This is a genomic window from Streptomyces sp. SID5643, assembly GCF_009872555.1.
GTDB lineage: Bacteria > Actinomycetota > Actinomycetes > Streptomycetales > Streptomycetaceae > Streptomyces > Streptomyces iakyrus.
The window spans coordinates 13,578-38,144 of record NZ_WWIC01000324.1 but is presented as its reverse complement, the minus strand read 5'-3'; the positions used below and the strand labels follow the sequence as shown (position 1 = coordinate 38,144).

The window sequence follows — 24,567 nt, the reverse complement described above, 5'->3', positions numbered from 1 at the left end:
TGACGGTTAATCAGTTTGGGGGCTGAGGTATGGGAACGGGCAAGCGTGGCCTGATCGCGACGGCGGTGGCCGTGGTCTGCGCGGTCACGGTGCTGGCCGCACCGGGCACGGCGTTCGCGAACCCCACCCCCTCCCCCGCCCCGAGCGCGGGGGCGGCCCTCGCAACCGGCCAGGACCTCGAAGCCGTCCGCAAGAAGCTCGACAAGCTCTACCGCGCCGCGGGCCGCGCCACCGACGAGTACAACGCCGCCGAGGAGAAGGCGGACAAGCAGTCCGCCGAGGTCGTCGAGCTGGCCAAGAAGATCGTCAAGGGCCAGGAGAAGCTCCGGAAGCTGAAGAACCGCGCGGGCGCCGCGGCCGCCGCCCAGTACCGCGGGGGCGGCCTCCCGCCCGAGGCCCACCTGGTCCTGAGCGACGACCCGCAGGACTTCCTCGACGGCGCCGGCCGCGTCCGCGAGGGCCACCACGCGACGAAGGGCCTGCTCGGCGAACTGACCCGCACCCAGGAGGACTTGGAGCAGTACGCGAAGGACGCCTCCGCACAGTGGAAGAAGCTGGAGGCGGGTCGCAAGGCCAAGGCCGCCGCACAGAAGAAGATCGAGAAGCAGATCGCGCAGGCGGAGAAGCTCGAATCCGCACTGCAGAAGGAGGAGCAGGAGCGCCTTGCCGAGCTGGAGAAGGAGGCCGCGAACAGGGCGCAGACCGCCTGGCTCGACTCCGGCATCCTCGACGAGATCGACGGGAAGGCCTCCGAGCAGGGCAAGAAGGCCGTGCAGTACGCCACGGCCCAGATCGGCAAGCCGTACCAGTGGGGCGCCGAGGGCCCGGAGACCTACGACTGCTCGGGGCTGACGTCACAGGCCTGGATATCCGCCGGGCGCGGCATCCCCCGCACCTCGCAGGAGCAGTGGAAGCGGCTGAAGCACATCGCCGTCCAGGACATGCGGCCCGGCGACCTCATCATCTACTTCGGCGACGCCAGCCATGTCGCGATGTACATCGGCGACGGGGCGATGGTGCACGCGCCGCGGCCCGGACGCACCGTGACGATCGCGGGGGCCGGATCCATGCCCATCCTCGGGGTGGTCCGGCCGGACCCGGACACCGGCGCCAACTGATCGCCGATCACGACCTGAAGGCGACGGCCCCGACACCACGGCCTCAAGACGGCGACCTGACGACGGCGACCCGACGACAGCAGCCCGAGGACGGCGACCTGACGACGGCGCACCGGATATCGGACACCCGCGGTGAGCTGGCCCACGTGACCCACCGCACGCCCCACCGCGGGCAAACCGTGCGCTGACGTGACGTTCGTCATCCCCGCAGCATCTCCGAGCTGTCCAACTGCGGTACATATCGCGGCATATGACACTGGCCGATGGCGCAGCGGCGTGGCTCACACCATTCCAATGCGGCGCCGACACCCGCTATGGTCCCCGTCGGTGGGTCGAGGTCCCTCGCCCCACCGTGCCCTCGGGGGGAGGGAAGGAACCCAAGACGATGCCCGTACCCATACCGCGGCAGAGAGCGATCCCGGCCGTGGAGAGTGGTCAGGCGCAGGCCGCGTCCCCGCACGGCGGCTCGGCCGAGGAGTCCGCGAAGGACGTCTCGCCCACGGGCCGCACGCCGGACACCGCCGTGAACACCACGGACAAGGTGGAGAACAACACCGCCCACACCAACCTGACGCTGCTGCTGATCGAGGACGATCCGGCGGGGTCACCGATCGTGCCCGACATGCTCGACCAGGCGGGCAAGCCGATCCGCGTCCGCACGGCCCGCAACCTGACGGAGGCCGGGCGGCTGCTGACCGATGACGTCCACTGCATCCTGCTGGACCTGGCGCTGCCCGCGCCCGGCCACAGCGACTCCGAGGACGAGCTCGCCGTGCTCCGGCACGTGCTCGAGCTCGCGCCCCGGCACGCCGTCCTGGCGCTGACCGCGTCGGGCGACGCCGAGCGCGGCGCCGAGGCGGTGCGCGTCGGCGCCCAGGACTACCTCTTCCGCGACGAGCTGGACGGCAGGCTGCTGAGCCGCGCGATCCGCTACGCGGTGGAGCGCAAGCGCTCCGAGTCGGCCGAGCGCCGCCTCGCCGAGGGCCGGCTGCGCGCGCAGGAGAACCGCCGCCTGGAGCGCGGCCTGCTGCCGACGCCGCTGCTGGAGGGCTCCACGCTGCGGTTCGCCGCCCGCTACCGCCCCGGCCGCTCGCGTGCGCTGCTCGGCGGCGACTTCTACGACGTCGTGCGCACGCCGGACGGCACCGTGCACGCCATGATCGGCGACGTCTGCGGCCACGGCCCGGACGAGGCCGCCCTCGGCGTGGAGCTGCGGATCGCCTGGCGCGCGCTGACCCTGGCGGGCCTGTGCGGCGACCAGCTGCTAGGCACGCTCCAGCAGGTGCTGGAGCACGAGCGGGCCGACGACGAGATCTTCGCGACCCTGTGCACGGTGGACATCGCGCCGGACGGCCGCCGCGCCGGCCTGTGCCTGGCGGGCCATCCGTCGCCACTGCTGGCCCGCCCGGGCAAGCCGGCCCGCCTGCTGCCGTACGACAACAACGGCCCGGCCCTCGGGCTGCTGCCCGGCGCCCGCTGGCCGCGGATGCAGGTGGAGCTGGGCGCCGAGTGGAGCCTGATGCTCTACACCGACGGCCTGATCGAGGGCCACATCGGCCGGGGCCGGGAGCGGCTCGGCCAGGACGGCATGACGGAGATGATCCGCCGCCAGTTCGCCGAGGGCCTGCGGGGCGAGCAGCTGCTGCGGGCGGCGGTGAACGAGGTGCGCGACCTCAACGGTGGCGAGCTGACCGACGACGTGGCGGTCCTGCTGCTGGACCGCGTGCCGTAGCCCCGGCGCTGCTGCTTCCGGAGGGAGCCCTTACCGGCCGCCGTTCCAGGGACCGTAGGGACCGTCACTGCTGGAGCCCCGCCGGCTGCGGCCACCGCCCGGGAGCGCCCGGATCGCGGGCCGTACGTCGACCATGTACACGATCGTCGCGATGAGGCCGATGATCGGCAGGAACGACAGGATCGGGAAGAGCAGGTTCACCACGAAGGCGATGCCCAGGATGATCAGCCAGAAGGGCTTGGTCTTCTTGTCGGCCGCGCGGTAGGCGTCCTCCCGGCGCACAGCCGCGTCGAACAACGCGAAGCCGCTGAAAACGATCAGGGCCATGCTCAGAAGCCACATAAACCCTGCGAAGCCCTGCATCAGCACAACGTCCACCACCTGACTCGGCTCGTCCTACGCGTCACCGTACCCGTACAACGGGCCGGGCACCCCCAGGGTGCCCGGCCCGTGTGACCGCTCCGTCGACCTGCTCCGCCGTCCTACTTGACGGGCGGGGTGGTCTTCTTGGCGGTGGTGGTCTTGCGCGCCGGGGCCTTCTTGGCGGCGGGGGCCTTCTTCGCCGGGGCGGCGGCGACCACCGGCTTCGCCGGCTCCTCCGTGACCTCGACCGGCTGCGGCTTCGGCTTCGGCTCGACGGCCACGGCCAGCTCCTCGACGCCCTCGGCGACGTCCTCGATGCTGTCGGCGGCCTCGCCGCGCCAGGTGCGCACGGCCTGCTCGCCGTGCTCGGCGACCTTCTCGTAGGTCTCACGGGCCTTGACGGCGTACTCGGCGGCCACGCCGACGCCGCGCAGCGCGAAGTCCTGGGCGCTCTCGCCGAACTTCTTCAGGTCCGCGTCGATCGTGCTGCCGAGCTTCTTGATGTCGACGTCGATGGAGCCGATGAACTCCGTGACCTTGGTCTGGAGCGTCTCCTGCGTCTCCTTGACGCGGGCGGAGGCCTCCTTGGCCCGGGCGGACGCCTTCTCCTGGACGGCCTTGGTGTCGGTGTTGCGTACGGCGTCGATCCGCGCGGGGGCCTCGGAGCGCAGCTGCTCGACCAGGGCCGGCACCTTCTTGGCCTGCTGAAGGGCCAGGTCGGCGGTGCCTGCGGCGAAGTAGAGCGGGGTCGGGTCGCTGAAGGTCTTGCGCAGGTCGTCGGTGATGGCCATGGTGATGGTCCTCCCGGATTCTGTATCGCTTGAGGGTTCGGCTGAGGGTGGTGTGATCCGCGGCAGAGCGGCCGGTGCCCTGGTCCGGCTCAGCCGGCCGTCTGCTGCGGGTCGATGTCGTTGCCGTCGTTCTTCTCGATGCTCCGGCCGGCGCTCTTGCGGCTGCGCCGCCGGGCGGGCTGAGCGCCCTTGGCCGGGCCGGGCGTCGGTATCTCGGCTCCGGCGCCGGGAGCGTCCCCGTCCATGCTCACCGCGCCGCCCCCGGGGACGACACCGACGACGCCGGCACCGCCCGAGCCCTCCGCAGCACCCGGGACATCCGAGCCGTCGCCGCTCCCGAACCCGTTCTCCTTGCGGAAGGACTCGTAGATCTGCAGCAGCACCTGCTTCTGGCGCTCGTTCAGCGCCGGGTCGGCGAGGATGACGGCGCGCGTCTCCACCTCGTCCCGGTCCCGCTCGGCGTCGAGGATGCCGGCCCGGACGTACAGCGTCTCGGCGGAGATCCGCAGGGCCTTGGCGACCTGCTGCAACACCTCCGCGCTCGGCTTGCGCAGCCCGCGCTCGATCTGGCTCAGATACGGATTGGACACCCCGGCGGCATCGGCGAGCTGCCGCAGCGACAGCTGCGCGGTGCGCCGCTGTTCGCGCAGATAGTCACCGAGATTGCCGACGTTGAGCGATGCCATGCCTCCACAGTGCAGCACCTCGCTAACTATTGCAAGCACCCGCTTGCAAAAGTGCGCCACGCCACCCGGAGGCCGGACCGGTCAGCCCCGGGCGATGCAGAACGGATGCCCCGCCGGGTCGGTGAGTACCCGCCACCGGCCGGGGTTCGGCTGGCGCTCCGGCCTGCCCGCGCCCAGTTCCACGAGACGTCCCTCCGCCTCGTCGAGGTCCGGAACGTCGAAGCAGCAGTGCAGTTGCTGGGGTACGTCCTGGTCGGGCCAGCTCGGTGCCCGGTGGCCGGGGACCCGCTGGAAGCCGAGGCAGAGTCCGCCCTCACTGGTCAGCGCGGCGAAGTCGGCGTTCGACTCCGGATGCGGTTCCAGCCCGGTGGCCTGCTGGTAGAACGCCGCGAGGGCGAGCGGATCCGCGCAGTCCAGGGTGATCGCGCTCAACGTCATCGGTAGGGACATGGGCTCCTCATCGACCGAAGGCCTCCTGGCAGGACGTCCGGGCGGGTTCGCTCAGCAGGGGGTGGATGCGGGTGAAGAGGCTCAGGAGTCCGGGGCCCCACGCGTCGCGGAAGGCGGGGTCGGTGCGGGCGAGGTCGACTTCGTTGGCGGCGGACAACTCGGCGAAGTCACGCCGCGCCTGCGGGCCCGGGACGTGACTCAGGCCGGTGAACCGGTCGTGGAAGGGCCCGTCGGCATCCGCGAGCCGCGGATAGGTGGCCCGGCGATCGCAGGACGCGTACAGGTACACGAGCGCCTCGGCCTCCGCACCGATCGCCGCAGTCAGCTCCGCCCGGCGGTCCGTCGGCAGCAGAGCCTCGGGAAAGCCGTCGGTGCCGTAGAACGCGTGGCACAGGCCTGCCCGTTGGAGGGCCGGGCGGGCGCCCCACGCGGCGAGTTGTTCCTGGACCCGGGTGAGGTGGGCCAGGAGGGTGCCGCCCGGATGGGCGAGGGCCGCGGCACCGAGGCCCCTCAGCAGCGCGACGGCCCGGTCGGCGGCGACAGGAGAGACGGGCTCGCCAGATGGGGACACAGGAGAAACGGGCACGTCGGATGCGGGCACGGGCATGTCCCTCCGGCACTCGGTCGGCACTCGGTCGGCACCCGTCCGTGCCTTCGTCTGTGGGTCCGGACCCCGCGAAAGCGCCGGACGGGTTGCCGCCTGGGCCCGGTAGCGAGCATGCTCGATACTCAACACCCTAGTCAATCCTATGAATTGCTGCGCGAAGCCAAGCTGTAGCTTGGATGTTGTGACTCTGGACGATCTGCGCGTCTTCGTGAGCGTGTGCAGGGCGGGCAGCCTCAGTGCCGTCGCGCGGGAACTGGGCTGCACGCAGTCCGCGGTGAGCCAGCACGTGAAGCGGCTGGAGCGGGAAGCGGGCGTCAGCCTCCTGGAACGCCGGCCGCGGGGCGTCGTGCCGACCCCTGCGGGGCGGGTGCTGCGGGATGCCGCCGCCGACAGCATCGCCGGCCTGGACACGGCCCTGCGCCGCGTCGGCGACCTGGTCAACGGCGACAGCGGCGCCGTGCGCGTCACCACGGGCGGAACGACCGTACGGCACTTCATGGCCGAGGCCGTCGTCGCGTTCCGGCAGCGCTACCCGAAGGTGAGCCTGGAGTTCCAGACGGAGACGTCCAGCCGCCGGTGCTTCGAGGCCCTGGCCGACGGGCACCTCGACCTCGCCTGGGTCACCATGGACGGCCCGGTCCGGGGCATCGAGCAACGCCCCGTCGTGGAGCTGCCCTGGGTGCTGGCCGTCCGCGCCGGCGATCCGCTCGCCGGCCGTTCCCGCGTCGACGCGGCCGATCTCGCCGACGTGCGCCTCATCCGTCTCCCCCACAACTCCACCTCGGGCGCCCGGCTCGACGCCGCCTTCGCCGAGGCGGGCGTCCGGACCCGCTCCGACACCGGTGTGGCCGACTGGGACACCGCTCTGCTGCTGGCCGAACTCGGCCTCGGCCATGCCGTCGTGCCCGCTCTGCCCGGCCGGCCGGTCCCCGGCGACGGCCCTCTGCGTCTCGTCCCCGTGCCCGGCCTGCCGCCGCTCGCCGTCGGCTGGGCCGTCCGCCGCTGGGACGCCCTCTCTCCACTCGCCCGGTCCTTCGCCGAGACCGTGGCCGGCAGTTGCCGGCAGCGGGAGACGAACAGCGGGACGACGCCGCCCCCGGCCTCGCGGCCCACGGCCTCACCGCACTCCGGCCCGCCCACGACCGCGAAATCGATCGACGACCGCGGCCGGACACGCCATGATCCGTCCTCGTGACGACTCCTCCGCAGCGACACCTCGTCCGGGCCGCCGCCCGAGACAACGCCGAGTGGTGTGCGGTGATGGCCCGGGCGCACGGGGTGGCGAGCGCGTTCGGGGACGAGGCGTGGGCCGCCGCCCGGCGTACGCCGGTGTACTACCCCGACGCCGTGACGCTGGAGCCGGGCGCCGACCCGGAGGCGCTCGTGGCGCGGATCGACACGGTCTCGCCCGGGGCGTCGGTGAAGGACAGTTTCGCCGACCTCGATCTGACCGGGGCGGGGTTCCGGGTGCTGTTCGAGGCGGAGTGGATCCATCGTCCGGCGGGTGTTCCCGTCGCGGCGCCGGATCTCGCGTGGGACGCCGTGCGGGATCCGGACGCCCTGCGGGAATGGGCCCGGGCCTGGGACGACGGGGGCGGGAACACCGACCTGTTCCGGCCGGGGCTGCTCGGTGCCGCGGAGACGTTCGTGCTCGCCGGGCGGTCCGCCGACGGGCGGGTGGCCGTCGGAGCGGTGGCCGGCCGGAGCGGTGACGTGGTCGGTGTGTCCAACGTCTTCGGACCGCCCCACGTGGCCTGGCCCCTCGTCCTGCACGCGGTCGGCCGGCTCTTCCCCGCGCTGCCCGTCGTGGGCTACGAGCAGGGAGACGACCTGACGGCCGCCCTCCGCCACGGTTTCGAGGCCGTGGGACCGCTCCGGGTGTGGGTGCACGAGCGGCCGGTGTGAGCCCCGCCGGTGTCATTCCGGCTTGTACGCCAGGAACGTGCCCACCTGCCTCTTCGACCCTCCCTCCGGTTCCTGCACCACCCGCGTCGTGACCACCAGACCCGCCCTCCGGAGGAGTTCGGCGATGCGGTCCGCGGGGAGCAGGTAGGACGCGTAGGACACCGGGTGGTCGCCGTAGGCGTGGGTCGGGTGGAGGTGCTCGCCGCCTCCGACGTGGCCGGCCAGCATCAGCCGGCCGCCGGGCGCGAGGGTGCGGTGGAACTCGGAGAACACCGTCGGCAGCCACTGCGGCGGGGTGTGGTGGGTGGCGTAGTACGCGAGGATGCCGCCGAGCTCGCCGTCGGCGATGTCCAGCGCGGTCATCGAGCCGACGGTGAAGTGGAGTTCCGGGTACGCCGCCCGGGCCAGCTCGATCATCCTCGGGGACACGTCCACGCCGAACGCCGGCACCCCGAGGGCGGCCAGATGTGCCGTCACCTTGCCGGGGCCGCAGCCCAGGTCGGCGACCGGCCCGGGATGCGGGGGCCGGACGAGGTCGGCGAACGCGGCCAGCATCGCGCGGGACACGGGGTCCAGTTCGGCCGGTTCCTTGACGCGCCGGGCGTAGTCGGCGGCGACGGTGTCGTAGGACTCGCGGACCGCGGTGAGGTGGGAGGGCTCGGTCATGCCGCGAACCTAGGCGACGGGAGTGACACCTCCGTACTCCGACGCCAGTACGCCGGTCTACTCCCGCCGTGAGACGACCCGGCGGCCCCCGTTCGGCACCGTGTTCGGCGTGGACACGCATACCGAGCAGAAGCCGAGCAAGCTGAAGAAGCAGTACCCGGGCCAGCCGCCGAGACTGGGCCGCCCGGCCCGCCGGGCCGCCCTCGTCGTGCACGTCATCGCCTCCGCCGGCTGGCTCGGCCTCACGCTCGGGCTGCTGGCCCTCGGGGTCACCGCCGCCACCGACGGCTCCGCCGGGACCGTGGAGGCCTCGGTCCGGGCCATGAAGCTCTTCGCCGACTGGCTCCTGCTGCCCGTCGCGTTCCTCACGCTCCTCAGCGGCCTACTGCTGTCACTGGGCACGGTGTGGGGTCTGGCCCGGTACCGCTGGGTCTTCACGAAGTTCTGGCTGACCCTCGCCACGACGACCGCCACGGTGTTCGCGCTGCGTCCCGGGGTGGACTCCGCGGCCACCGCCGTCGCCGCGGGCGGGCCGCTGCCGGACGCCGGTGACGTGGTGTCCGGGCCGGTCGTGTCGCTGTCCGCGTACGTCTTCATGACGGTGATCTCCGTCCTGAAGCCCTGGGGGAAGACCCGCCGCGGTCGACGAGAGGCAAAGACATTTGCCTAAATGCTTTAGGCAGGGGCACACTCCCTTCAGGTAGAAGGGAGAAGCTTCATGGCACGCGTAGGACTGACGCCCGAGCGGCTGACCGAGGCCGGCGCCGAGCTCGCCGACGAGGTCGGCTTCGAGCAGGTCACCGTCTCGGCACTCGCCCGGCGGTTCGACGTCAAGGTCGCGAGCCTCTATTCGCACGTGCGCAACTCCCACGACCTGAAGACGAGGATCGCCCTGCTCGCCCTCGCGGAACTCGCCGACCGGGCCGCCGAGGCCCTGGCCGGACGGGCCGGCAAGGACGCCCTGGCCGCCCTCGCCAACGTGTACCGCGACTACGCCCGGGAACACCCGGGCCGCTACGCCGCGGCCCAGCTACGGCTCGACCCGCAGACGGCGGCCGCGAGCGCCGGTGTCCGGCACGCGCAGATGACCCGGGCACTGCTGCGCGGCTACGACCTGACGGAACCGGACCAGACCCACGCGGTCCGGCTGCTCGGCAGCGTCTTCCACGGCTACGTCAGCCTGGAGCTCGGCGGCGGTTTCAGCCACAGCGCCCCGGACACCGAGGAGACCTGGGCCCGGATCCTCGACGCCCTCGACACGCTGCTGCGGAACTGGCCCGCGGCCCCCATCGACCCCCGAGGCTGACACCGATGCACACCGAGCACGACTGGATCACCACCCCCCTCACGGCGGACCTGCTGCGCGGCGCCCTCGACGTGGAGCGCACCGAGCACGGCCTGCTGCCCCACCGGCTCCCGGCCCGGGCCCGGGCGCAGAACACCAACGCGCAGCTGGCGATGGCCGAGGCCCAGCCCTCCGGCGTACGCCTGGTGTTCCGTACCGCCGCGACCGCCGTCGAACTGGACACGCTGCGCACCAAGCGCGACTACACCGGCTTCCCGCCGCGCCCGGACGGGCTGTACGACCTGCTCGTCGACGGCGTCCCGGCCGGCCAGGCCTCGGGGACCGGCGGCAACGTCCTCACCGTCGACCTGGCCACCTGGGCGGGCGAGGTCACGTCCGGCCCGGTCGGCACCGTCCGCTTCACGGGTCTGCCCGCGCGGGACAAGGAGGTCGAGATCTGGCTGCCGCACAACGAGACCACCGAGCTGGTCGCCCTGCGCACGGACGCGCCCGTCGCGCCCGCGGCGGACCGGGGCCGCCGGGTGTGGCTGCACCACGGCAGCTCGATCAGCCACGGCTCGGACGCCGCGAGCCCCACGGCCATCTGGCCGGCGATCGCCGCGCTGCGCGGCGGTGTGGAGCTGGTCAACCTCGGCTTCGGCGGCAGCGCGATGCTCGACCCGTTCACCGCGCGCGCCATGCGGGACACCCCGGCCGACCTGATCAGCGTCAAGATGGGCATCAACATCGTCAACGCGGACGCGATGCGGCTGCGCGCGTTCGGCCCCGCCGTGCACGGCTTCCTCGACACGATCCGCGACGGGCATCCGGACACCCCCCTGCTGCTCGTCTCCCCCATCCACTGCGCCATCCACGAGGACACGCCGGGCCCCACCGCCCCCGACATCGACGAGATCGGCAAGGGCCGCCTGGCCTTCGCCCCCATGGGCGACCCGGCGGAGACGCCCCTGGGCAAGCTCACCCTGACCGTCGTCCGCGAGGAACTGGCCCGCATCGCCGAACAGCGCGCCGCCGACGACCCGAACCTCCACTACCTCGACGGCCTCGACCTCTACGGCCCGCAGGACGCCGCCGCCCTGCCCCTGCCCGACCACGTCCACCCGGACGCGGCCACCCACCGCCACATCGGCGACCGCTTCCACGACCTGGCGTTCACGAGGGGAGGCCCCTTCGCCGCGGCGTAGCGACAGGCCGGCCGGTCAGCCCTCGAAGCCCTGGTCCGCCAGGATCCTGTCGACGCGGGCCCGGTGTGCCGACTCCCAGGTGTCCAGGGACTCCGCGGCCTCCCCGGTCAGTCTGGTCCGGGCCGCGGTCAGGATCTCCTCGCGCCGGGCCCCGGGGACCACCACGACGCCCTCCTCGTCGGCGACGACCACGTCGTCCGCGTTCACGTCCACCCCGCCGCAGCGCACCCGTTCGTTCAGCGGCCGGGCGGCCGCCTTGGTGCCCGGGATGGGGATGACGCCGCGCGCGAAGACCGGGAAGCGCATCTCCCGGACCTCGGCGAGGTCGCGGATCAGCCCGTCGGCGACGAACGCGGTGATGCCCCGGCGCCGGGCGACGGCGCAGACGTTGCCGCCGGCCAGGGCGTAGTCCAGGTCGCCCGACTCCACGACGACGACCGAACCGGGGCCGGCCCGGTGGATGGCGGCGTGCAGCATCAGGTTGTCGCCGGGAGGGCACCGTACGGTGAAGGCGGGCCCGGCCACTCGGGGCACCGGCTCCCACAGCGGCCGGATCCCGACGTCCATGACCTGCCCGCGGCCCAGCAGGTCGGCCAGTGTGGTCGTGGGGATGTCCGTGAACGCCTCGACGTCAGCCATGACAGCGGACCTTAGCCGTCGAAAGGGTTGCCTAGAAGGGCAGTTCCCTCGCCCGCACCACCTCCAGCCGCGACACCGCCCGCGTCAGCACCACGTACAGCCGGTGCAGTCCCCGTTCCTCCGCCTCGGCGATCGCCGCCGGCTCGACGGCCACGACATGGTCGTACTCCAGGCCCTTGACCACACTCGCCGTCACCAGGGCGACCCGCGCGCCGAGTTCGTCCGGGCCCGCGGCTTCGATGCGGGCCGCCTCCAGTGCCGCCCGCACCCGGGGAAGGTCCGCGTCCGCCACGACGATCCCGACCGAGCCCTCCCGCCCCAGCGCGTCCCGGACGGCCGCCACGACCGCCCCGGGCACGCCGTCCCCGGTCGTCTCCCGCATCCGCACCTCCCCGTCCCCGCGCAGCGAACGGGCCCCCGGCACCTCCACGTCGAGGCGCTCCAGCAGCCGGTTGGCGAGGCCGACGACGGCCTGCGGCACCCGGAACCCGGTGGTCAGGGCGACCACGGCCGCGTCCGGTTTCCCCAGGTGCGCAAGGACCGTGGTCCAGGACCGCGCGGCCCACGGCGTCGTCCCCTGCGCCAGATCGCCCAGCACCGTCAGCGAACCGAAGCGGGCCCGGCGGGCGATGGCCCGGCACTCCATCGGGGACAGGTCCTGCGCCTCGTCGACGACGACGTGTGCGTACCCTGCCGGATGCGCGATCAGCCCGGCGACCTCGTCGAGCAGCACCAGGTCGGCGGCCGACCAGCGCGCCGACTTCCACGACCGGGGCGGCCGCCGCCACAGCAGGGCCCGCTGCTCACCGGCGTCGAGGAGCCCCTCGGCGGCCACCGCCAGCGCCCCCGCGTCGCCGAGCAGTCCGGCCACGACCTCCTCGGGCCGCACCCGCGGCCACACGGTGTCGACGTACGCCGACACCGGCCGCGCCCGCTCGACCCTGCGCACCCAGGAAGCGGGGGGCGGCCCGGCCCGCCGCTCCACCTGCTCGCGCAGACACCGCACGATCCGCGCCCGGACCCGCTCCCGCCCGACCTCGTACGGCGGTTCCTCCTCCCGGACCTCGGCCACGATCCGCGCGAGCCGCCCGGCCGGCACCCGCCACCGGTAGGCCCCGTCCGGCAGGGCTATCTCCTTGCCGTTCCCCTCGGCGCACACCCTCGCGTACAGCGCCCGCCGCAGCACCTCGGCCATCCGGGCGTCGTGCTTCACGACGGCGGCCCGCTCGTCGTCCGCGCCCCGCACCGGACGGCGCGCGATCTCCTCCCCCAGGGTCGACTGCCGCACCCCGGTCTCGCCGAGGGCGGGCAGCACCTCGGCGATGTACGACAGGAAGGTGCGGTTGGGCCCGAGGATCAGCAGACCGCCGCGCCGGATGCGCTGCGGGTGGCTGTAGAGCAGGTACGCGGCCCGGTGCAGCCCGACGGCGGTCTTGCCGGTGCCCGGTGCGCCCTGCACGCACACCGACAGCGCCAGATCGCCCCGGACGAGGTCGTCCTGCTCGGGCTGGATCGTCGCGGCGATGTCCCGCATGGGCCCGACCCGGGGCCGTTCGATCTCCCGGGCGACGATCGCGCTGTCGCGCGTCTCCCCCCGCTCCAGGTGTTCGTCCTCCAGGCCGGTGAGATCCGCGGAGTCGCCCCGGCTGCCGGGCGCCCATCCGAAGCGCCTGCGCACCACCACGCCCTGCGGGTCACGGGCCGACGCCTGGTAGAAGGCGCGCGAGACGGGCGCACGCCAGTCGACGACCAGGGGCGGTTCGGCCGGGTGCTCGGAGATCCGCAGCCGCCCGATGTGCAACTGCCCCTCGCCGCCCCGCAGGGCCCCGAAGAACAACGGCCCCTCGGGCAGCTCCCGCAGCGCCTTCGCCCGACTGCGCAACTGGTACCCGAGGACCTCGGCATCCGCCCCGGACGCCGACACGTCCTCCCCGGTGACGACCTGTTCACCGGCGCCCTCGACCATCGCGGCGAGGGCGGTCCGGCAGCGCTCGTGGTGGGCGCGTTCCCGGTCGAGGACGTGCTGAAGGGCAGGTTCGGTCGAGGTCATTCCCCCGAGCGTACGCGAAAAAGTGACCGAGTTAAATAAATTACCGAGTATCACCGGAGAGGTGCGGCGGCAGCCCGGCCGCGAGCCGGCCGAACGCTCGCTCCGCCGCCGCCACCGCCTCCGGCCGCACGTCCGTCACCCGCTCCCCCGCCGCGATCCGCCGCCAGTTCTCCAGCGCCAGCACCCGCAGCACCGCCATGATCTGCCCGGCCGCGAGCCGCGCGTCCAGATCCCCCCCGAGCACCTCGGCGAGCGCGGTCTCCGACCGCTCCTGATGCGTGTACGCCCGGGCCACCAGGGAGGGCGTCCCGTAGAGCAGGGAGTGGAAGGCGAGCACGTCGGGATGGTCGCTGAGCCCGGTCACGGGGTCCGCCCGCTCCAGCCCCTCCAGGAAATGCCGCCGCAGCGCCTCCACGGCCGTCCCCTCGGCCCGCGCGACCACCCGGGCGGCCTCCCCCTCGTGATCGGCGATCCGGTAGAGCACCAGATCCTCCTTGGCCGGGAAGTACCGGAACAGCGTCGGCTTCGAGATCTCGGCCGCCGCCGCCACCTCAGCGACGGACACCGCGTCGAACCCCTTCTCCAGGAAGAGCCGCACGGCGATGTCCGACACGGTCTCGTACATCCGCTGCTTCTTGCGCTCCCGCAGGCCGGGGTCACGGGGGTCCCTCTCGCTCATGCAGGCGAGCCTACGCACACCTCAGATCCCAGGTGCGCTGTCGGCGGACGAGCGCCGCCATGATCTCCGAGTGGCCCGGGGTCCGCGCCAGGCCGAGCGGCCCGGCCCCGGCCGCCAGGATCCGCTGGAGCTTACGGGCGGCCTGCGGCAGGGCCACCCAGTTGAACCCGGGTCCGTCACGCAGCGACAGCGACACCCGGATGACGTCCGTGAAGACCGACTGCGCCCTCTTGAAGCCCAGGAGCAGCGGCAGGTCCTCCTCCGCTCCGTACGAACCGCCGGGGAGGGCACCTTCCACGGCCCGGCACCACTCCTCGGTCATGCGGCGTTCCTGGTCCGCCGGGTAGCGCATCAGATACAGATGCGTGGCGAGGTCGTAGAGCGGGTCGCCCATCATCGCCAGCTCCCAGTCGATCGTCCAGAGCCGGCCCTGGCCGTCGACGACCAGATTCCCCCGGTGCAGATCCCCGTGCAGCAGGCAGAAGGGGCGCCGTCGCAGCCCCAAGACGCTTTTCCTGAGATGCGCGAACGACTCCTCGCGTACGCCGAGCTCGTCGAAGAGGTTCCCGAACCATGGGTGGTTCGCGACGTAGACCTGCTGCTCGGCGAAGTGGATCAGGCGTTCCAGGAAACCGTCGCTGTCCCCCTCCTCGGCCTGGCCGCCGGGCGCGCACCGCCGTCCCACGCCTGCGAGCTCGGACGGGGTGATGCGCGCCATCTCCCGGAAGAGGTCGGTGATCTGGCCGAAGACCGTGTCCGGAACGCGCCGGCCGGTCCAGCGGTAGGTGGGCAGGACGCGTCCCTCGATGAACCCCTGCAGCCGCAGTCCCTCGAAGTCGAGGATGTCGGGAATCCCCGTGACGCGCCCCTGCAGGGCACGCAGCAGTTCCTCCTCCGACAGGAAGCACCGCCGGTCGAACCAGAGGATCGCGGCGCGCGGCTCCCGGATCTTGACGACCCGGCCTTCCCCCGAGAGCGCCAGCACGTACGTCTCGTGGTGGTAGCCCTTCAGCGGTCCGGTGACCGCCCAGGCATCGTCCGACAGTTCATCGGCGCGCCGCCTCGCCGGCGAAATGGACCGCGGCGTCATGGGCCCCCCTCTCCCCGGCCACGTCGAGCAATGAAGCGTACGCCCCCAGCACGACCGTCGCCCCGGCCTCACGCAGTCGGGCCCGCTTGAGCTCGTTCCTGCCGTACCCGATGAACGGAACTCCCGCCCGTCCGGCGGCCTCGACATCCGCCGATGTGTCCCCGATCATCACGGCGTCCTGCGGCCGGAGCCGCAGGCTGGTCAGGGCCCGGTGAACGACGTCGGGGTGCGGTTTCATCAGGTCCGGGTCGGGGGTACGGCCATGGACGGTGTGGAAGTGCCCGCGCAGTCCGTGCTCCCGCAGATAAGCATCCGCCGCGCGCGGCGAGTTGTTGGTGACCACGGCCAGGCGCAGCCGCCGCCCGGCCAGAGACCGGATGAGTGCATCGGCGTCGGGTGTGGGCCACGCGACACGGGCGGCGGCCACCTCCCCGGCGGCGACCCGTTCTTCGAGCTTGCCGAGCAGCCCCCGCAGATGCGGGTCCGCCGTGGGCCGCGGCCCCGCGGCCCGGCGCACGGCGCGCAGCACCAGGTGCGGGTCCTTGTCCGTGCGCAACCGGCCCGTCAGAAGGTTCGCGCATCCGCAGCGAGTCACCAGCTCACGGAGTTCGTCGGCCACGGGCAGCGAGGAGTCGCCGGGAAACAGGCGGCAGATCGGACCGTCGAAGTCGAACAGGACCCCGCCTGCTCGTGCGAGAAGGTCCCGCGCGGCGGCTGTCGCGGCAGCGGCGTCGTCCGGGTCGGCACCCCTGCCGCATCGGCCTCCTCGCTCGTCGGCCCCCGGCCTCGTGGCCTGGTCCTGCCCGAGTCGTCCCATCCACGCTCTCCTTTTCGTCGCGCCCCGCCCTCGAGTACTCCTTGTGCAACAGGGCGAACGGCCGGGAGGTGAGGCGGGACACGGTCATCTCAAGGCATGCCGGTGTTCGGGCGACCGTCGCGACGCCGTGTCACTTCGGGTCGAAGGCGAGCAGCTCCCACGTCTCGTCGAACCAGGTCTGCCAGCTGTCCACGGTCACGGATGCCTGCGAGTCGGGCCTGTCGTCCTTGACCACATGGGTGAGCGTGGCTCCGACACCCAGCGCGTCGATCGTCAGCACGTCCCTGTTGCCTTTGCGCAGGTGGACCTTGCGTTTCACCGGGACGTAGGGAGCGGAGAGCATCTCCACACGGTTGAAGAGATAGAGCTTCTGGGTGGCCTCGAACCGCACCTGACGGACTTCCAGCTCGACGGAGGACACCAGCCCCTCGGCCCTCAGGTCGTGCAGCTTGTCATGGATGAAGGCCGTGTTGCGGTGCGTGGTGTCCAGCAGCCGCTCCACGACCGCCTCCCGGTCGCCCTCGTTCACCGCCGCCGGATAGGCCCTCTCCTTCAAGTCCTCGGCGGGCAACAGCATGCGCAGCGCGATCCGCTCCGGGCGCTGGGACAGGCCGCGCCGAATCCGATCGGCCTGCGTGGTGAGCTGGATGGCCAGGGACTCGGACGTCAGGGTGAAGACGTCCAGCGTGATCTCGGGCCGCTGGAAGACCTTGTTCATGAGGTCCTCCAGCGACACACCGCCGCCTTCGGACGGGATGAGCTTCGGCTCCTTGATGACTGTGGTCCCGCTGCCCCGCTTCGACTCGATCCAGCCTTCGTGGGTCAGCGTCTTCAGCGCCCTCTGCACGGTGTCGCGGGACACCTGGAACTCTTTCTCCAGGGCACGCTGCGCGGGCAGGCGCGTGTGGATCGCGTACGTCTTGTCGGCTATGCGCCTGTGCAGTTCACTCAGGACCCGCTGATAGGCGACACCGCCCTGGTCGTCGCTCCGCTCCTGCTCGGGCTCGCGCTCCTGCTCGGGCTCCTGTCCGGGCCCCTGCTCCCGCTCCTCGCTCACCCCGCGATCGTACTCCTTCCAACCCAAAACCGGTCCACTTGCAGCCCAACAACCAGCCCATTTGGCTTGATGGTTAAGGGATCAGCCCAGTTGGGCAGTACCTCCTCAGGGAGAACCGGTCCAATTGGACGGTAAGTGGCAAGGGTTGGGGGTGGGAATCGTGGCGATGCAAGGGGCGAGGGCCCGGACGACGGCAGCCGTCCGGGGCAGCTCAGCCGTCCAGGGCGCGCAGGACGTCCTCCAGAGAGGACACGAGGTGCTCGGCCCCGGCGTCCCGCAGCTGCTGTTCCTTCCGGTCGTTGCGCACGTATCCGAGGAAGGCGACGCCGGCCCGCTGCGCGGCGACGAGGTCCGAGGGGGAGTCACCGACCATCAGCGCGTCCGCCGGGTCCGCGTCGAGTGCCGTCAGGGCGCGCAACACACAGTCCGGATGCGGTTTGAGACGGCTCACGTCGTGGGTGCGGCCGTACACATGGGGACCGAAGCAGGCCTCCAGTCCGTGGTCCGCCAGGTACTTGCGTGCCGCGTCGGGGGAGTTGTTCGTGGTCACCGCCAGACGCACGCCCCTCTCCGCCAGCCTGCGCACCAGCAGATCGGCGTGGGCGGTGGGAGCGGCGGACGAAGCGGCCCGCAGTTCCTCCTGGGTCAGCCGCTCCTCCAGCTCCACCACCAGGTCCTTGCCATGGTGCCGGCGATCGACCGCCCGCAGGACGTCCCACGGGTCCGTCGACCGCCGCTCCTCATCGGTCAGCGGATGCTGCATCCCCCGTTCGTCGAGCCAGTCGACGAGTTCGACGGCCACCCGGTCCGCGGCGTGTCCCGCGAAGAAGCGGCAGATCGGCCCGTCGAAATCGAAGAGCACGTACCGGGGGCGGGTGATCAGTGCCTGGAGATTCTCACTGCGCGATGTCACCGAGTCAGTCTGCGTCACGTCGGCCGGCCACCGGTGCCGACGAGGCGCACAACTCCCCACCGAAGGGAGATCGTTCCTCTTCCCCCGCCGAAGGAGGCAGACCGTGCTCGCGACCCTGATCGAGTTGCTCCGCTCCACCCCCGCCGTGGCGCTCCACGCACTCGCCCAGTGGAGATACGGCGCCACAGGACTCATGGCCCTTGTGCTGCTCCTGGTCGGTATCTGGAGGCGCAACGCCACGTGCAGCGCCGTCGCCGCCATAGTCCTGGCCGCGCTCGTCACGAGGCCGGCGCTGTGACCGGACACCGCTCACCGACGGGGCCCGCTCCGTCGCCCCTCGGAAGGACACACCGCATGCCACTCGTCGCAGTCGTCGCCGCCGCACTGGTTCTCGGCCTGGAACAGACCATCCAGTGGAGGTTCGGCCCCATGGGGGTCATCGCCTTCGTCGCCCTGACCGTGGGAGTCAAGGCCAGGAGCGCCGTGATCAGCGGCTTCGGGGCCGTGATCCTCGTCATGCTGCTCACCCAGTCGGGCTGAGCCGCCCGGGCGCCACCGCCCGGGCCCGGGTTCGGCTGTCCGGGCTCCCTTCCGGAGGGGAGCCGGGAGCCCGGACAGCCGTCACAAGGAAAAACAACCGAACAGTTCGCTACGGATGAGCAGGCCTTCCGCCGGCAGAGAGGAGCACCGCGGAACAGGTCCGGGTACCGAGGCCGCCCGGACGTTCGCAGCGGGGCGCCGGCCTACGGGCGGCGCCCGCTCGTTCTTCTCGGGAGCCGCGGGGCCACGCTTCAGGCGCCCGCGCGCCGGGCCGGTGCCTGTCCCGGGGCCGGGCCCCGGCGGATGACGCCCAGGAGGGGTTCCAGCGAACGGACCACGACGTCGGCTCCGGCGGCCCTCAGGGACGCCGCCCCGCGTTCACCGCGCGCGTAGCCGAGGAACGGGACTCCGGTCTCCGCGGCCGCCGCGCAGTCCGAGGGCGCCCCGCCGATCACCAGGGCCTCGGAGGGAGCGGCGCCCATCGCGCCCAAGGCCCGGTGGATCCCGTGCGGGTGGAGCTTCAGGAGGCCGTGATCCGGGGTGCGGCCGTAGATGTGGGGGCCGAAACAGGGCAGCACGCCACGGCTCGTCAGGTAGGCCAGGACAGCGCGTGGGGAGTTGTCGGTCACGACCGCCATGCGGACGCCCACCGCCGTCCAGGTCCGGATCAGCGGATCCGCGTACGCGGTGGGCATCGCCGAGGCGGCGGCCCTCACTTCCTCCGCGGCGAGGCGCTCGTCCAGCTCCGCCACGACATCGCCGCCCGGATGGCGGCGGCCGACCGCACGCAGGACGGCCCGCGGACACAAGCCATCCCGTTCGGCCTCCGTCAGCAGGCCGCGCAGGCCCCGCCGCTCCAGCCACCCCACCAGGTCGGTGGCCAGCCGTTCCGCCGGGTGCCGGCCGAACAGGCTGCAGATCGGTCCGTCGAATCCCCAGAGCACGACACGTGCGGGGGCGATCAGGTCCGGGAGTGGTCCGGTCTCCGCTGCCGCCGGTCGGTCCTGCGTCGTATCAGAAGTCACTAGGAGAGTGTCAGGTCCGTCGTGATGGTTTCCCAGAGGGCGTCGAACCACCTTCGGGATTCCTCCACGAACGCCGCGTCCCGCCCGCCGGTACGCTGCGCGAAGGAGAAGAGCAGGGACTGGGAGCCGAGGACGTCGTACATGTCCAGGGTCCGGCTGCCCCACTCCTCCGCCCGCCTGGTCAGCATGTAGTAGCCGATCAGGGCCTCCTCCTCGTTCAGGAGGTACAGCTTCACCGGCGGGGTGAAGGGCAGCGCCCGGAACGTGACGCGCACGTCGATGCCGTGCGTCGAGCGCAGGGCGCGCAGGTTGTGCTGGAGGACCTGCCCCTGGGCGTTGCGCATGGACAGCCAGCGCTGGTGGACCGGATTGTCGTCGCCGTGGGCCTCGACCGGGACGGGGAAGGCCAGCTCGATGTCCCGGGAGGGGACCAGGATGCGGACGTCGATGGTCTCCGGGTGGATGCGGCCCTCGTGGATCAGACGCAGCGGCTCGCCGATGGCGACCATCAGCGTCTCGGCGGTGTGGCAGACGACGTCGACGCGGACACGCGGGGCCGAGAACGCCTGCGTCAGGCGCGGCGCCAGGCCCACCATCGTCGGCTGGGGCTCGCCCCCGGCCGGGGCGGGGACAGCGATCCGTGGCGGGCTGCCCCTGCTGACGTCGGCGAGGAGGCCGTCGCTGTGGAGGACGCGCAGCGCTTGGCGGACGGCTTCGCGCTCCACTCCGAACTCCTCGGCGAGCCGGGCCTGGGTGGGCAGGCGGTCCCCGGGTCTGAGCTCACCGGCACGGATGCGTTCCCGCAGGATGTCAACGATCTCCTGGGGCGATGACCTTCTGCTGCCGCCCACTGCCACCCCCTCCTCAGGGTCTTCCCGGCGGAGGCCGGCTCAGAACATGTCCGGGCACCAAGGCCGCCTGGACGTACGCAGCAGGGCGTCGGCCTTCCGGGCGGCGCCCGCTCGTTCTTCGCGTACCCGCCCCAGCGCCGCCAGCCGCACCGCCGACTCGTCCCCGAGCCACAGCGCGCCCAACTCGCCCAGTCCCAGCGCGATTTCCGCGCTCTCGGTGGTCGGCGTGCAGGACGCCCCCTCGGGTGAGGCCTCCAGCCGGTAGCGCCCGCCGGTCAGCCCGTCCACTCCGGCGATCTCCAGCACCAGCGCCCCGTGCCCCTCGTACGTCCGCGCCTCCAGTGCCCGTACGACGTCCAGGATCCGGACCCACAGCCAGTCCGCCATCGTGGTGATCCGGGCCGCCCGCGGGTCGGGCAGGAAGTGCGGGAGCAGATCGTCGGGCGCCCGCCAGCCGCTCTTCACCTTCACGACCCAGTCGATGGAGCACAGGTACTCCCACAGCGCGCGTTCCGCGGCCGGAGTCACCCCGATCAGCCACCGCACGCTCGCCGTGTTCAACGGCTGTTTGGCGTCACCCCAGCTGTCGTCCACGTCGTAGGCGGCCAGGCCCTCGACCTCGCCGGACGCCGAGCGGTACACGGCGTAGAAGGGGTCCTTCCAGGACGGGTCGACGCGTACGGCGCCGGTGTTCCACTTCCACCACAGCTCGTCGCGGTCGATGGCGCCGGGCCGGCCGCGGCACAGCCGCGCGTGCAGGTCGGGGCCGAGCTTGCGGACCTCCTCGCCCTCCACCAGGTCGATCCGCCCGCCGTCCGCCGGGCCCGCCCAGCGGGCGTCGAGGCCGGCGCGCGGCACGTCGACCGTCCACTCCGCCATCCAGGTCGCCGGCCCGAAGCCGTAGCGGCCGTAGATCGGGTACTCGGCGGCGATCAGCGTCGCGACGACGTCCCCGCGCTCCTTCGCCGCGGCCAGGTCCCGCGCCATCATCCGGCTGAGCAGCCCACAGCGGCGGTGGGTGGCGGTGACGGTGACGCCCGAGATCGCGTCCGCCGGGACACTCGCCCCGCCCACGGCCGTGAGTTCCTGGTCGAACGACCGGAAGGTCGCCACACACCTGCCGTGGTCGAAGGCTCCGAGGTAGCGGCCCTCGACGAACTTCGCGCGCCGGCCCTCGATCTCCTCCTCCGTGAGCGCGGGCACCCGCAGGAAGCCGGTGTTCACGGCACGCAGCCAGTCGGTGAACTCGGACGCGCTGATCGGGCGTACGTCGATGTCGTCGGCACGGGACGCGGAGGTCATGAACTCACGCTAGGCGGAGGGCCGGTCGGTGTCGCGTGAATAACCGACCGCCGGCCCTCCCTCCGCCCCCGGGGCCCGTCCCGGGACGGCTCACACCAGCAGGTCGTCGACCTGCGCCTCCCCCTCGCGGTACCGGCGCGCGATCTCCGCGCTGCACTCGTCGGCCGTGCGCTGGAGCCGCCGGCGGCGGCGGGAGACCTGCTGCTCGTGGCGTTCGAGCCGTCCCATCGCCGTGTTCAGCTCCTGGACCGTGCGCGCGTCCAGGTCGGACAGCTCGACCTCGGCGAGCATCTCCGCGGCCAGCCGCCGGTACTCCTCGCCCTGCGGGGTGCCCAGGGTCACGTGGCGGGCCGAGGAGCGGTGCCGGGACGGGCCGTCCCGCAGGATCTCCGCCAGCCGCTCCACCACCGAGCCCTCGTCGGGCTCGGCCACGGAGGCCACGCCCGCCGGCGTGCGCCGGGCGACCTCGGCACGCAGGATGTCGATCCGTCCCTGGAGCAGCCGCCGCAGATAGCTGAGGTCGGCCTCGTCGCGCTGGGCCTCGCGGCGCAGCGTGCGCAGCGCGGGCAGGCTCAGCGCGGGCAGCTCCGGCTCGGAGGTGTCCGAGGGCAGCCGCGGGCTGTCCGTGCGCTGTGTGGGCGGCCGGTGGTACTCCGACGCGCCGATCCCCGTGTACGTCGACCGGAAAGCCGCCTGCTGCTGTCCGGTGCTTGATGTGCTCATGTGCCTCAACCGTCCCCTCGACCGGTGTGTGCAAGCATCGTGCCACCCCAAGTGGCCGCTATGGGAACGAGTGCCCCCGATAGACCCCAGATGGGCGGTATAGCAGCAAAATACGTCCGTGCAGGGGCTGTTGGCGCCCGCGCAAACCACCCTTTCGGGCCATGCGCCGACCGCCCGCGGCGCGGATGTCACCGCCCTGCATGATGGACGTATGCGAGCAGTGGTGCAGAGGGTGGACGGCGCGAGCGTCGTCGTGGACGGCGAGACTGTGGGGGCGATCGAGGGCGAGGGGCTGTGCGTCCTCGTCGGCGTCACGCATGAGGACACCAAGGAGAAGGCGGCCCAGCTGGCCCGCAAGCTGTGGTCGATCCGCATGCTGCACGACGAGAAGTCGTGCAGCGACGTCGACGCCCCGCTCCTGGTGATCAGCCAGTTCACCCTCTACGGCGACGCCCGCAAGGGCCGCCGCCCCACCTGGAACGCCGCCGCCCCCGGGGACGTCGCCGAGCCGCTGGTCGACGAGGTGGTCGCCCAGCTGCGCTCCCTGGGCGCGACGGTGGCCACGGGCCGTTTCGGAGCGGCGATGAGGGTATCGCTGACGAACGACGGCCCGTTCACCGTGCAGATCGAAATCTGACCCGAAAGATCTACAAGTCCTACGGCGCGACGACGACTTCCTGGGCGGCGGCGGTGTCCCCGGCCACCAGCGGGGCGTCCACGGCCACGTTGCGCTTCACCAGGGCGAGGGCGACCGGCCCGAGCTCGTGGTGGCGCGCGGAGGTCGTGATGAAGCCGATCTTCCGGCCGTCGGGGCCGTCGTCCGCGAGCCGGAGCTCCGTCCCGGCCACGGGCAGGTGGACCTCGCTGCCGTCCAGGTGCAGGAAGACCAGGCGGCGCGGCGGCTTGCCCAGGTTCTGCACCCGGGCGACCGTCTCCTGCCCCCGGTAGCAGCCCTTCTGCAGGTGCACCGCCGAGCCGATCCAGCCCAGCTCGTGCGGGATGGTGCGGTGGTCGGTCTCGAAGCCGAGCCGGGGCCGGTGCTGCTCCACGCGCAGCGCCTCGTGGGCGAGGATCCCGGCGGGCGGCCCGGCCTGCGCGGCGTAGGCCTCCAGGTCGGTGCGCGGCAGGAACAGGTCCCGCCCGTGCGGCGTCTCCCGTACGACGACGCCCTCGGGAACCTCGGCGATGGAGCCGGCCGGGAGGTGCACGACCGCGGTGTCCGCCGTGCGGTCGGCGACCTCGACCTTGTAGAAGAACTTCATCGACTCCAGGTAGGCGATCAGCGCCCCCTGGCTGCCCGGCTCCACGTGGGCCCAGACCGTCCCGCCGTCGTCGACGAGGTACAGCGCGTGCTCGATGTGGCCGTTGGCGGAGAGGATCAGGGCCTCGGTGGCCCGGCCCGCCGGGAGGTCGCTGACGTGCTGGGTGAGCAGCAGGTGCAGCCAGGCCAGCCGGTCCTCGCCGGTGACGGCGACGACCCCCCGGTGCGAGAGGTCCACGAATCCGGTGCCGTCGGCGAGGGCACGCTGCTCACGGAACAGGTCGCCGTAGTGGGCGGCGACGCCTTCGTCCACGCCCTCGGCGGGGACGGCGCCGGGCAGGGTCAGCAGGGGGCTCTTCATATGCCTAGCCTACGACTCGGTAGTTGAAGCCTTGAGCGTGCAGTCCTCGCACCGGCCGAAGATCGCGAAGTGCTTCAGGTCGGTGTCGAAGCCGAAGGTCTCGCGCAGCTTGGCCGTGAACTCGGCGGCCACGGAGACGTCCGCCTCGATCACGTTCTGGCAGTCACGGCAGACCAGGTGGATGTGGTGGTGCCGGTCCGCGAGGTGGTACGTCGGCGCCCCGTGCCCCAGATGCGCGTGACTGACCAGACCGAGCTCCTCCAGGAGCTCCAGCGTCCGGTAGACCGTGGAAATGTTGACCCCCGACGCCGTCTTCCTCACTTCCACGAGGATGTCGTCGGGGGTCGCGTGCTCCAGGGTGTCCACGGCTTCGAGCACGAGTTGCCGCTGCGGGGTCAGCCGGTAGCCGCGCTGCCGCAGATCGCTCTTCCAGTCGGTGCTCACCACGACG

General features: G+C 72.3%; 29 protein-coding genes. 10 read left to right on the top strand and 19 right to left on the bottom strand.

Annotated features, from left to right (window positions below; all coding sequences use genetic code 11):
• Positions 1-29: 29 nt before the first annotated feature.
• Both GTY56_RS34260 and GTY56_RS34255 read left to right on the top strand, forming a co-directional pair.
• Positions 30-1,118 (top strand): C40 family peptidase, encoded by a 1,089-nt coding sequence (locus GTY56_RS34260; RefSeq protein ID WP_161369181.1) that lies wholly within the window; start codon positions 30-32, stop codon positions 1,116-1,118.
• A 385-nt stretch (positions 1,119-1,503) separates the two neighbouring features.
• Complete coding sequence (locus GTY56_RS34255) at positions 1,504-2,850, top strand: PP2C family protein-serine/threonine phosphatase (protein ID WP_161369180.1); 1,347 nt, start codon at positions 1,504-1,506, stop codon at positions 2,848-2,850.
• A 30-nt stretch (positions 2,851-2,880) separates the two neighbouring features.
• On the opposite strand, the gene GTY56_RS34250 is transcribed toward GTY56_RS34255, so the two are convergent.
• The 5 genes from GTY56_RS34250 to GTY56_RS34230 all read right to left on the bottom strand — a co-directional run bounded on the left by GTY56_RS34250 (position 2,881) and on the right by GTY56_RS34230 (position 5,711).
• Positions 2,881-3,213 carry a DUF2516 family protein gene (locus GTY56_RS34250; protein ID WP_161369208.1) on the bottom strand — a complete coding sequence of 111 codons (333 nt, stop codon included), beginning with the start codon at positions 3,211-3,213 and terminating at the stop codon, positions 2,881-2,883.
• A gap of 119 nt (positions 3,214-3,332) precedes the next feature.
• Positions 3,333-4,004 carry a hypothetical protein gene (locus GTY56_RS34245; protein ID WP_161369179.1) on the bottom strand — a complete coding sequence of 224 codons (672 nt, stop codon included), beginning with the start codon at positions 4,002-4,004 and terminating at the stop codon, positions 3,333-3,335.
• Positions 4,005-4,093: 89 nt separating this feature from the next.
• Positions 4,094-4,690, bottom strand: a complete 597-nt coding sequence (locus GTY56_RS34240) for a helix-turn-helix domain-containing protein (RefSeq protein WP_161369178.1) — start codon at positions 4,688-4,690, stop codon at positions 4,094-4,096.
• Positions 4,691-4,771: 81 nt separating this feature from the next.
• Positions 4,772-5,140, bottom strand: coding sequence for a VOC family protein (locus GTY56_RS34235; RefSeq protein ID WP_161369177.1), 369 nt, complete (start codon positions 5,138-5,140; stop codon positions 4,772-4,774).
• A gap of 7 nt (positions 5,141-5,147) precedes the next feature.
• Positions 5,148-5,711 (bottom strand): DUF6817 domain-containing protein, encoded by a 564-nt coding sequence (locus tag GTY56_RS34230; RefSeq protein WP_161369207.1) that lies wholly within the window; start codon positions 5,709-5,711, stop codon positions 5,148-5,150.
• Between the two features lie 217 nt (positions 5,712-5,928).
• On the opposite strand from GTY56_RS34230, the gene GTY56_RS34225 reads away from it, so the two are divergent.
• Positions 5,929-6,942, top strand: coding sequence for a LysR substrate-binding domain-containing protein (locus GTY56_RS34225; RefSeq protein WP_161369176.1), 1,014 nt, complete (start codon positions 5,929-5,931; stop codon positions 6,940-6,942).
• Positions 6,943-7,007: 65 nt separating this feature from the next.
• Positions 7,008-7,652, top strand: a complete 645-nt coding sequence (locus GTY56_RS34220; RefSeq protein ID WP_202511114.1) for a hypothetical protein — start codon at positions 7,008-7,010, stop codon at positions 7,650-7,652.
• Positions 7,653-7,664: 12 nt separating this feature from the next.
• Here the strand turns inward: GTY56_RS34220 and GTY56_RS34215 are convergent, their stop codons facing one another.
• Positions 7,665-8,318 (bottom strand): class I SAM-dependent methyltransferase, encoded by a 654-nt coding sequence (locus GTY56_RS34215; protein ID WP_161369174.1) that lies wholly within the window; start codon positions 8,316-8,318, stop codon positions 7,665-7,667.
• Positions 8,319-8,460: 142 nt separating this feature from the next.
• Between GTY56_RS34215 and GTY56_RS34210 the strand changes: the two genes are divergently transcribed.
• The 3 genes from GTY56_RS34210 to GTY56_RS34200 are packed head-to-tail and all read left to right on the top strand — an operon-like array spanning position 8,461 to position 10,808.
• Complete coding sequence (locus GTY56_RS34210; protein ID WP_161369206.1) at positions 8,461-8,988, top strand: DUF2269 domain-containing protein; 528 nt, start codon at positions 8,461-8,463, stop codon at positions 8,986-8,988.
• A gap of 48 nt (positions 8,989-9,036) precedes the next feature.
• The gene (locus GTY56_RS34205; RefSeq protein ID WP_161369173.1) at positions 9,037-9,624 is read left to right on the top strand and encodes a TetR/AcrR family transcriptional regulator; all 588 of its coding nucleotides are present in this window, start codon (positions 9,037-9,039) and stop codon (positions 9,622-9,624) included.
• A 5-nt stretch (positions 9,625-9,629) separates the two neighbouring features.
• Positions 9,630-10,808 (top strand): GDSL-type esterase/lipase family protein, encoded by a 1,179-nt coding sequence (locus tag GTY56_RS34200; protein WP_161369172.1) that lies wholly within the window; start codon positions 9,630-9,632, stop codon positions 10,806-10,808.
• A 15-nt stretch (positions 10,809-10,823) separates the two neighbouring features.
• Here the strand turns inward: GTY56_RS34200 and GTY56_RS34195 are convergent, their stop codons facing one another.
• From GTY56_RS34195 to GTY56_RS34165, 7 genes are all read right to left on the bottom strand, one after another.
• Entirely contained in the window at positions 10,824-11,447 is a 624-nt protein-coding gene (locus tag GTY56_RS34195) for an RraA family protein (RefSeq protein ID WP_161369171.1), read from the bottom strand.
• Between the two features lie 31 nt (positions 11,448-11,478).
• Positions 11,479-13,497, bottom strand: a complete 2,019-nt coding sequence (locus GTY56_RS34190; protein WP_161369170.1) for a HelD family protein — start codon at positions 13,495-13,497, stop codon at positions 11,479-11,481.
• Between the two features lie 40 nt (positions 13,498-13,537).
• Entirely contained in the window at positions 13,538-14,176 is a 639-nt protein-coding gene (locus GTY56_RS34185) for a TetR family transcriptional regulator (RefSeq protein WP_161369169.1), read from the bottom strand.
• Between the two features lie 10 nt (positions 14,177-14,186).
• Complete coding sequence (locus GTY56_RS34180) at positions 14,187-15,266, bottom strand: aminoglycoside phosphotransferase family protein (protein ID WP_161369168.1); 1,080 nt, start codon at positions 15,264-15,266, stop codon at positions 14,187-14,189.
• Positions 15,223-16,083: an HAD family hydrolase gene (locus tag GTY56_RS34175; protein ID WP_161369167.1), complete on the bottom strand. Its 861-nt coding sequence runs from the start codon at positions 16,081-16,083 to the stop codon at positions 15,223-15,225. Before GTY56_RS34175 ends, GTY56_RS34180 begins: the two co-directional genes overlap by 44 nt.
• A 130-nt stretch (positions 16,084-16,213) precedes the next feature.
• The gene (locus GTY56_RS34170) at positions 16,214-17,140 is read right to left on the bottom strand and encodes a GntR family transcriptional regulator (protein ID WP_161369166.1); all 927 of its coding nucleotides are present in this window, start codon (positions 17,138-17,140) and stop codon (positions 16,214-16,216) included.
• A gap of 211 nt (positions 17,141-17,351) precedes the next feature.
• Positions 17,352-18,053, bottom strand: a complete 702-nt coding sequence (locus tag GTY56_RS34165; RefSeq protein WP_346345647.1) for an HAD family hydrolase — start codon at positions 18,051-18,053, stop codon at positions 17,352-17,354.
• 103 nt (positions 18,054-18,156) lie between these two features.
• Between GTY56_RS34165 and GTY56_RS34160 the strand changes: the two genes are divergently transcribed.
• Both GTY56_RS34160 and GTY56_RS34155 read left to right on the top strand, forming a co-directional pair.
• Positions 18,157-18,351, top strand: a complete 195-nt coding sequence (locus GTY56_RS34160) for a hypothetical protein (RefSeq protein ID WP_237525168.1) — start codon at positions 18,157-18,159, stop codon at positions 18,349-18,351.
• Positions 18,352-18,407: 56 nt separating this feature from the next.
• Complete coding sequence (locus GTY56_RS34155; protein WP_161369164.1) at positions 18,408-18,593, top strand: hypothetical protein; 186 nt, start codon at positions 18,408-18,410, stop codon at positions 18,591-18,593.
• Between the two features lie 251 nt (positions 18,594-18,844).
• Here GTY56_RS34155 and GTY56_RS34150 read toward each other — a convergent pair whose 3' ends face one another.
• The 4 genes from GTY56_RS34150 to GTY56_RS34135 all read right to left on the bottom strand — a co-directional run bounded on the left by GTY56_RS34150 (position 18,845) and on the right by GTY56_RS34135 (position 22,494).
• Positions 18,845-19,618 carry an HAD family hydrolase gene (locus GTY56_RS34150; protein ID WP_346345646.1) on the bottom strand — a complete coding sequence of 258 codons (774 nt, stop codon included), beginning with the start codon at positions 19,616-19,618 and terminating at the stop codon, positions 18,845-18,847.
• Positions 19,618-20,469, bottom strand: a complete 852-nt coding sequence (locus tag GTY56_RS34145) for a GntR family transcriptional regulator (protein ID WP_161369162.1) — start codon at positions 20,467-20,469, stop codon at positions 19,618-19,620. The genes GTY56_RS34150 and GTY56_RS34145 overlap by 1 nt, the downstream gene beginning before the upstream one ends.
• Positions 20,470-20,508: 39 nt before the next feature.
• On the bottom strand, positions 20,509-21,771 hold the full coding sequence (locus tag GTY56_RS34140; protein ID WP_161369161.1) for a GNAT family N-acetyltransferase: 1,263 nt from the start codon (positions 21,769-21,771) through the stop codon (positions 20,509-20,511).
• Positions 21,772-21,861: 90 nt separating this feature from the next.
• Entirely contained in the window at positions 21,862-22,494 is a 633-nt protein-coding gene (locus GTY56_RS34135; RefSeq protein ID WP_161369160.1) for an RsiG family protein, read from the bottom strand.
• A 211-nt stretch (positions 22,495-22,705) separates the two neighbouring features.
• On the opposite strand from GTY56_RS34135, the gene dtd reads away from it, so the two are divergent.
• Positions 22,706-23,131, top strand: coding sequence for a D-aminoacyl-tRNA deacylase (gene dtd, locus GTY56_RS34130; RefSeq protein WP_003991219.1), 426 nt, complete (start codon positions 22,706-22,708; stop codon positions 23,129-23,131).
• A gap of 19 nt (positions 23,132-23,150) precedes the next feature.
• Here dtd and ygfZ read toward each other — a convergent pair whose 3' ends face one another.
• Together ygfZ and GTY56_RS34120 are read right to left on the bottom strand one after the other, a co-directional pair.
• The gene (ygfZ, locus tag GTY56_RS34125) at positions 23,151-24,116 is read right to left on the bottom strand and encodes a CAF17-like 4Fe-4S cluster assembly/insertion protein YgfZ (RefSeq protein WP_161369159.1); all 966 of its coding nucleotides are present in this window, start codon (positions 24,114-24,116) and stop codon (positions 23,151-23,153) included.
• Positions 24,117-24,125: 9 nt separating this feature from the next.
• Positions 24,126-24,563, bottom strand: a complete 438-nt coding sequence (locus GTY56_RS34120) for a Fur family transcriptional regulator (RefSeq protein ID WP_030849015.1) — start codon at positions 24,561-24,563, stop codon at positions 24,126-24,128.
• Positions 24,564-24,567 lie beyond the last annotated feature (4 nt).

What these genes read in the sequence shown, in the direction of transcription:
- GTY56_RS34260 (WP_161369181.1), top strand. Translation starts at nt 30, where the DNA reads ATGGGAACGGGCAAGCGTGGCCTGATCGCGACGGCGGTGGCCGTGGTC.
- GTY56_RS34255 (WP_161369180.1), top strand. Translation starts at nt 1,504, where the DNA reads ATGCCCGTACCCATACCGCGGCAGAGAGCGATCCCGGCCGTGGAGAGT.
- GTY56_RS34250 (WP_161369208.1), bottom strand. Translation starts at nt 3,213, where the DNA reads ATGCAGGGCTTCGCAGGGTTTATGTGGCTTCTGAGCATGGCCCTGATC.
- GTY56_RS34245 (WP_161369179.1), bottom strand. Translation starts at nt 4,004, where the DNA reads ATGGCCATCACCGACGACCTGCGCAAGACCTTCAGCGACCCGACCCCG.
- GTY56_RS34240 (WP_161369178.1), bottom strand. Translation starts at nt 4,690, where the DNA reads ATGGCATCGCTCAACGTCGGCAATCTCGGTGACTATCTGCGCGAACAG.
- GTY56_RS34235 (WP_161369177.1), bottom strand. Translation starts at nt 5,140, where the DNA reads ATGTCCCTACCGATGACGTTGAGCGCGATCACCCTGGACTGCGCGGAT.
- GTY56_RS34220 (WP_202511114.1), top strand. Translation starts at nt 7,008, where the DNA reads ATGGCCCGGGCGCACGGGGTGGCGAGCGCGTTCGGGGACGAGGCGTGG.
- GTY56_RS34215 (WP_161369174.1), bottom strand. Translation starts at nt 8,318, where the DNA reads ATGACCGAGCCCTCCCACCTCACCGCGGTCCGCGAGTCCTACGACACC.
- GTY56_RS34205 (WP_161369173.1), top strand. Translation starts at nt 9,037, where the DNA reads ATGGCACGCGTAGGACTGACGCCCGAGCGGCTGACCGAGGCCGGCGCC.
- GTY56_RS34200 (WP_161369172.1), top strand. Translation starts at nt 9,630, where the DNA reads ATGCACACCGAGCACGACTGGATCACCACCCCCCTCACGGCGGACCTG.
- GTY56_RS34195 (WP_161369171.1), bottom strand. Translation starts at nt 11,447, where the DNA reads ATGGCTGACGTCGAGGCGTTCACGGACATCCCCACGACCACACTGGCC.
- GTY56_RS34190 (WP_161369170.1), bottom strand. Translation starts at nt 13,497, where the DNA reads ATGACCTCGACCGAACCTGCCCTTCAGCACGTCCTCGACCGGGAACGC.
- GTY56_RS34185 (WP_161369169.1), bottom strand. Translation starts at nt 14,176, where the DNA reads ATGAGCGAGAGGGACCCCCGTGACCCCGGCCTGCGGGAGCGCAAGAAG.
- GTY56_RS34180 (WP_161369168.1), bottom strand. Translation starts at nt 15,266, where the DNA reads ATGACGCCGCGGTCCATTTCGCCGGCGAGGCGGCGCGCCGATGAACTG.
- GTY56_RS34175 (WP_161369167.1), bottom strand. Translation starts at nt 16,083, where the DNA reads ATGGGACGACTCGGGCAGGACCAGGCCACGAGGCCGGGGGCCGACGAG.
- GTY56_RS34155 (WP_161369164.1), top strand. Translation starts at nt 18,408, where the DNA reads ATGCCACTCGTCGCAGTCGTCGCCGCCGCACTGGTTCTCGGCCTGGAA.
- GTY56_RS34140 (WP_161369161.1), bottom strand. Translation starts at nt 21,771, where the DNA reads ATGACCTCCGCGTCCCGTGCCGACGACATCGACGTACGCCCGATCAGC.
- GTY56_RS34135 (WP_161369160.1), bottom strand. Translation starts at nt 22,494, where the DNA reads ATGAGCACATCAAGCACCGGACAGCAGCAGGCGGCTTTCCGGTCGACG.
- dtd (WP_003991219.1), top strand. Translation starts at nt 22,706, where the DNA reads ATGCGAGCAGTGGTGCAGAGGGTGGACGGCGCGAGCGTCGTCGTGGAC.
- ygfZ (WP_161369159.1), bottom strand. Translation starts at nt 24,116, where the DNA reads ATGAAGAGCCCCCTGCTGACCCTGCCCGGCGCCGTCCCCGCCGAGGGC.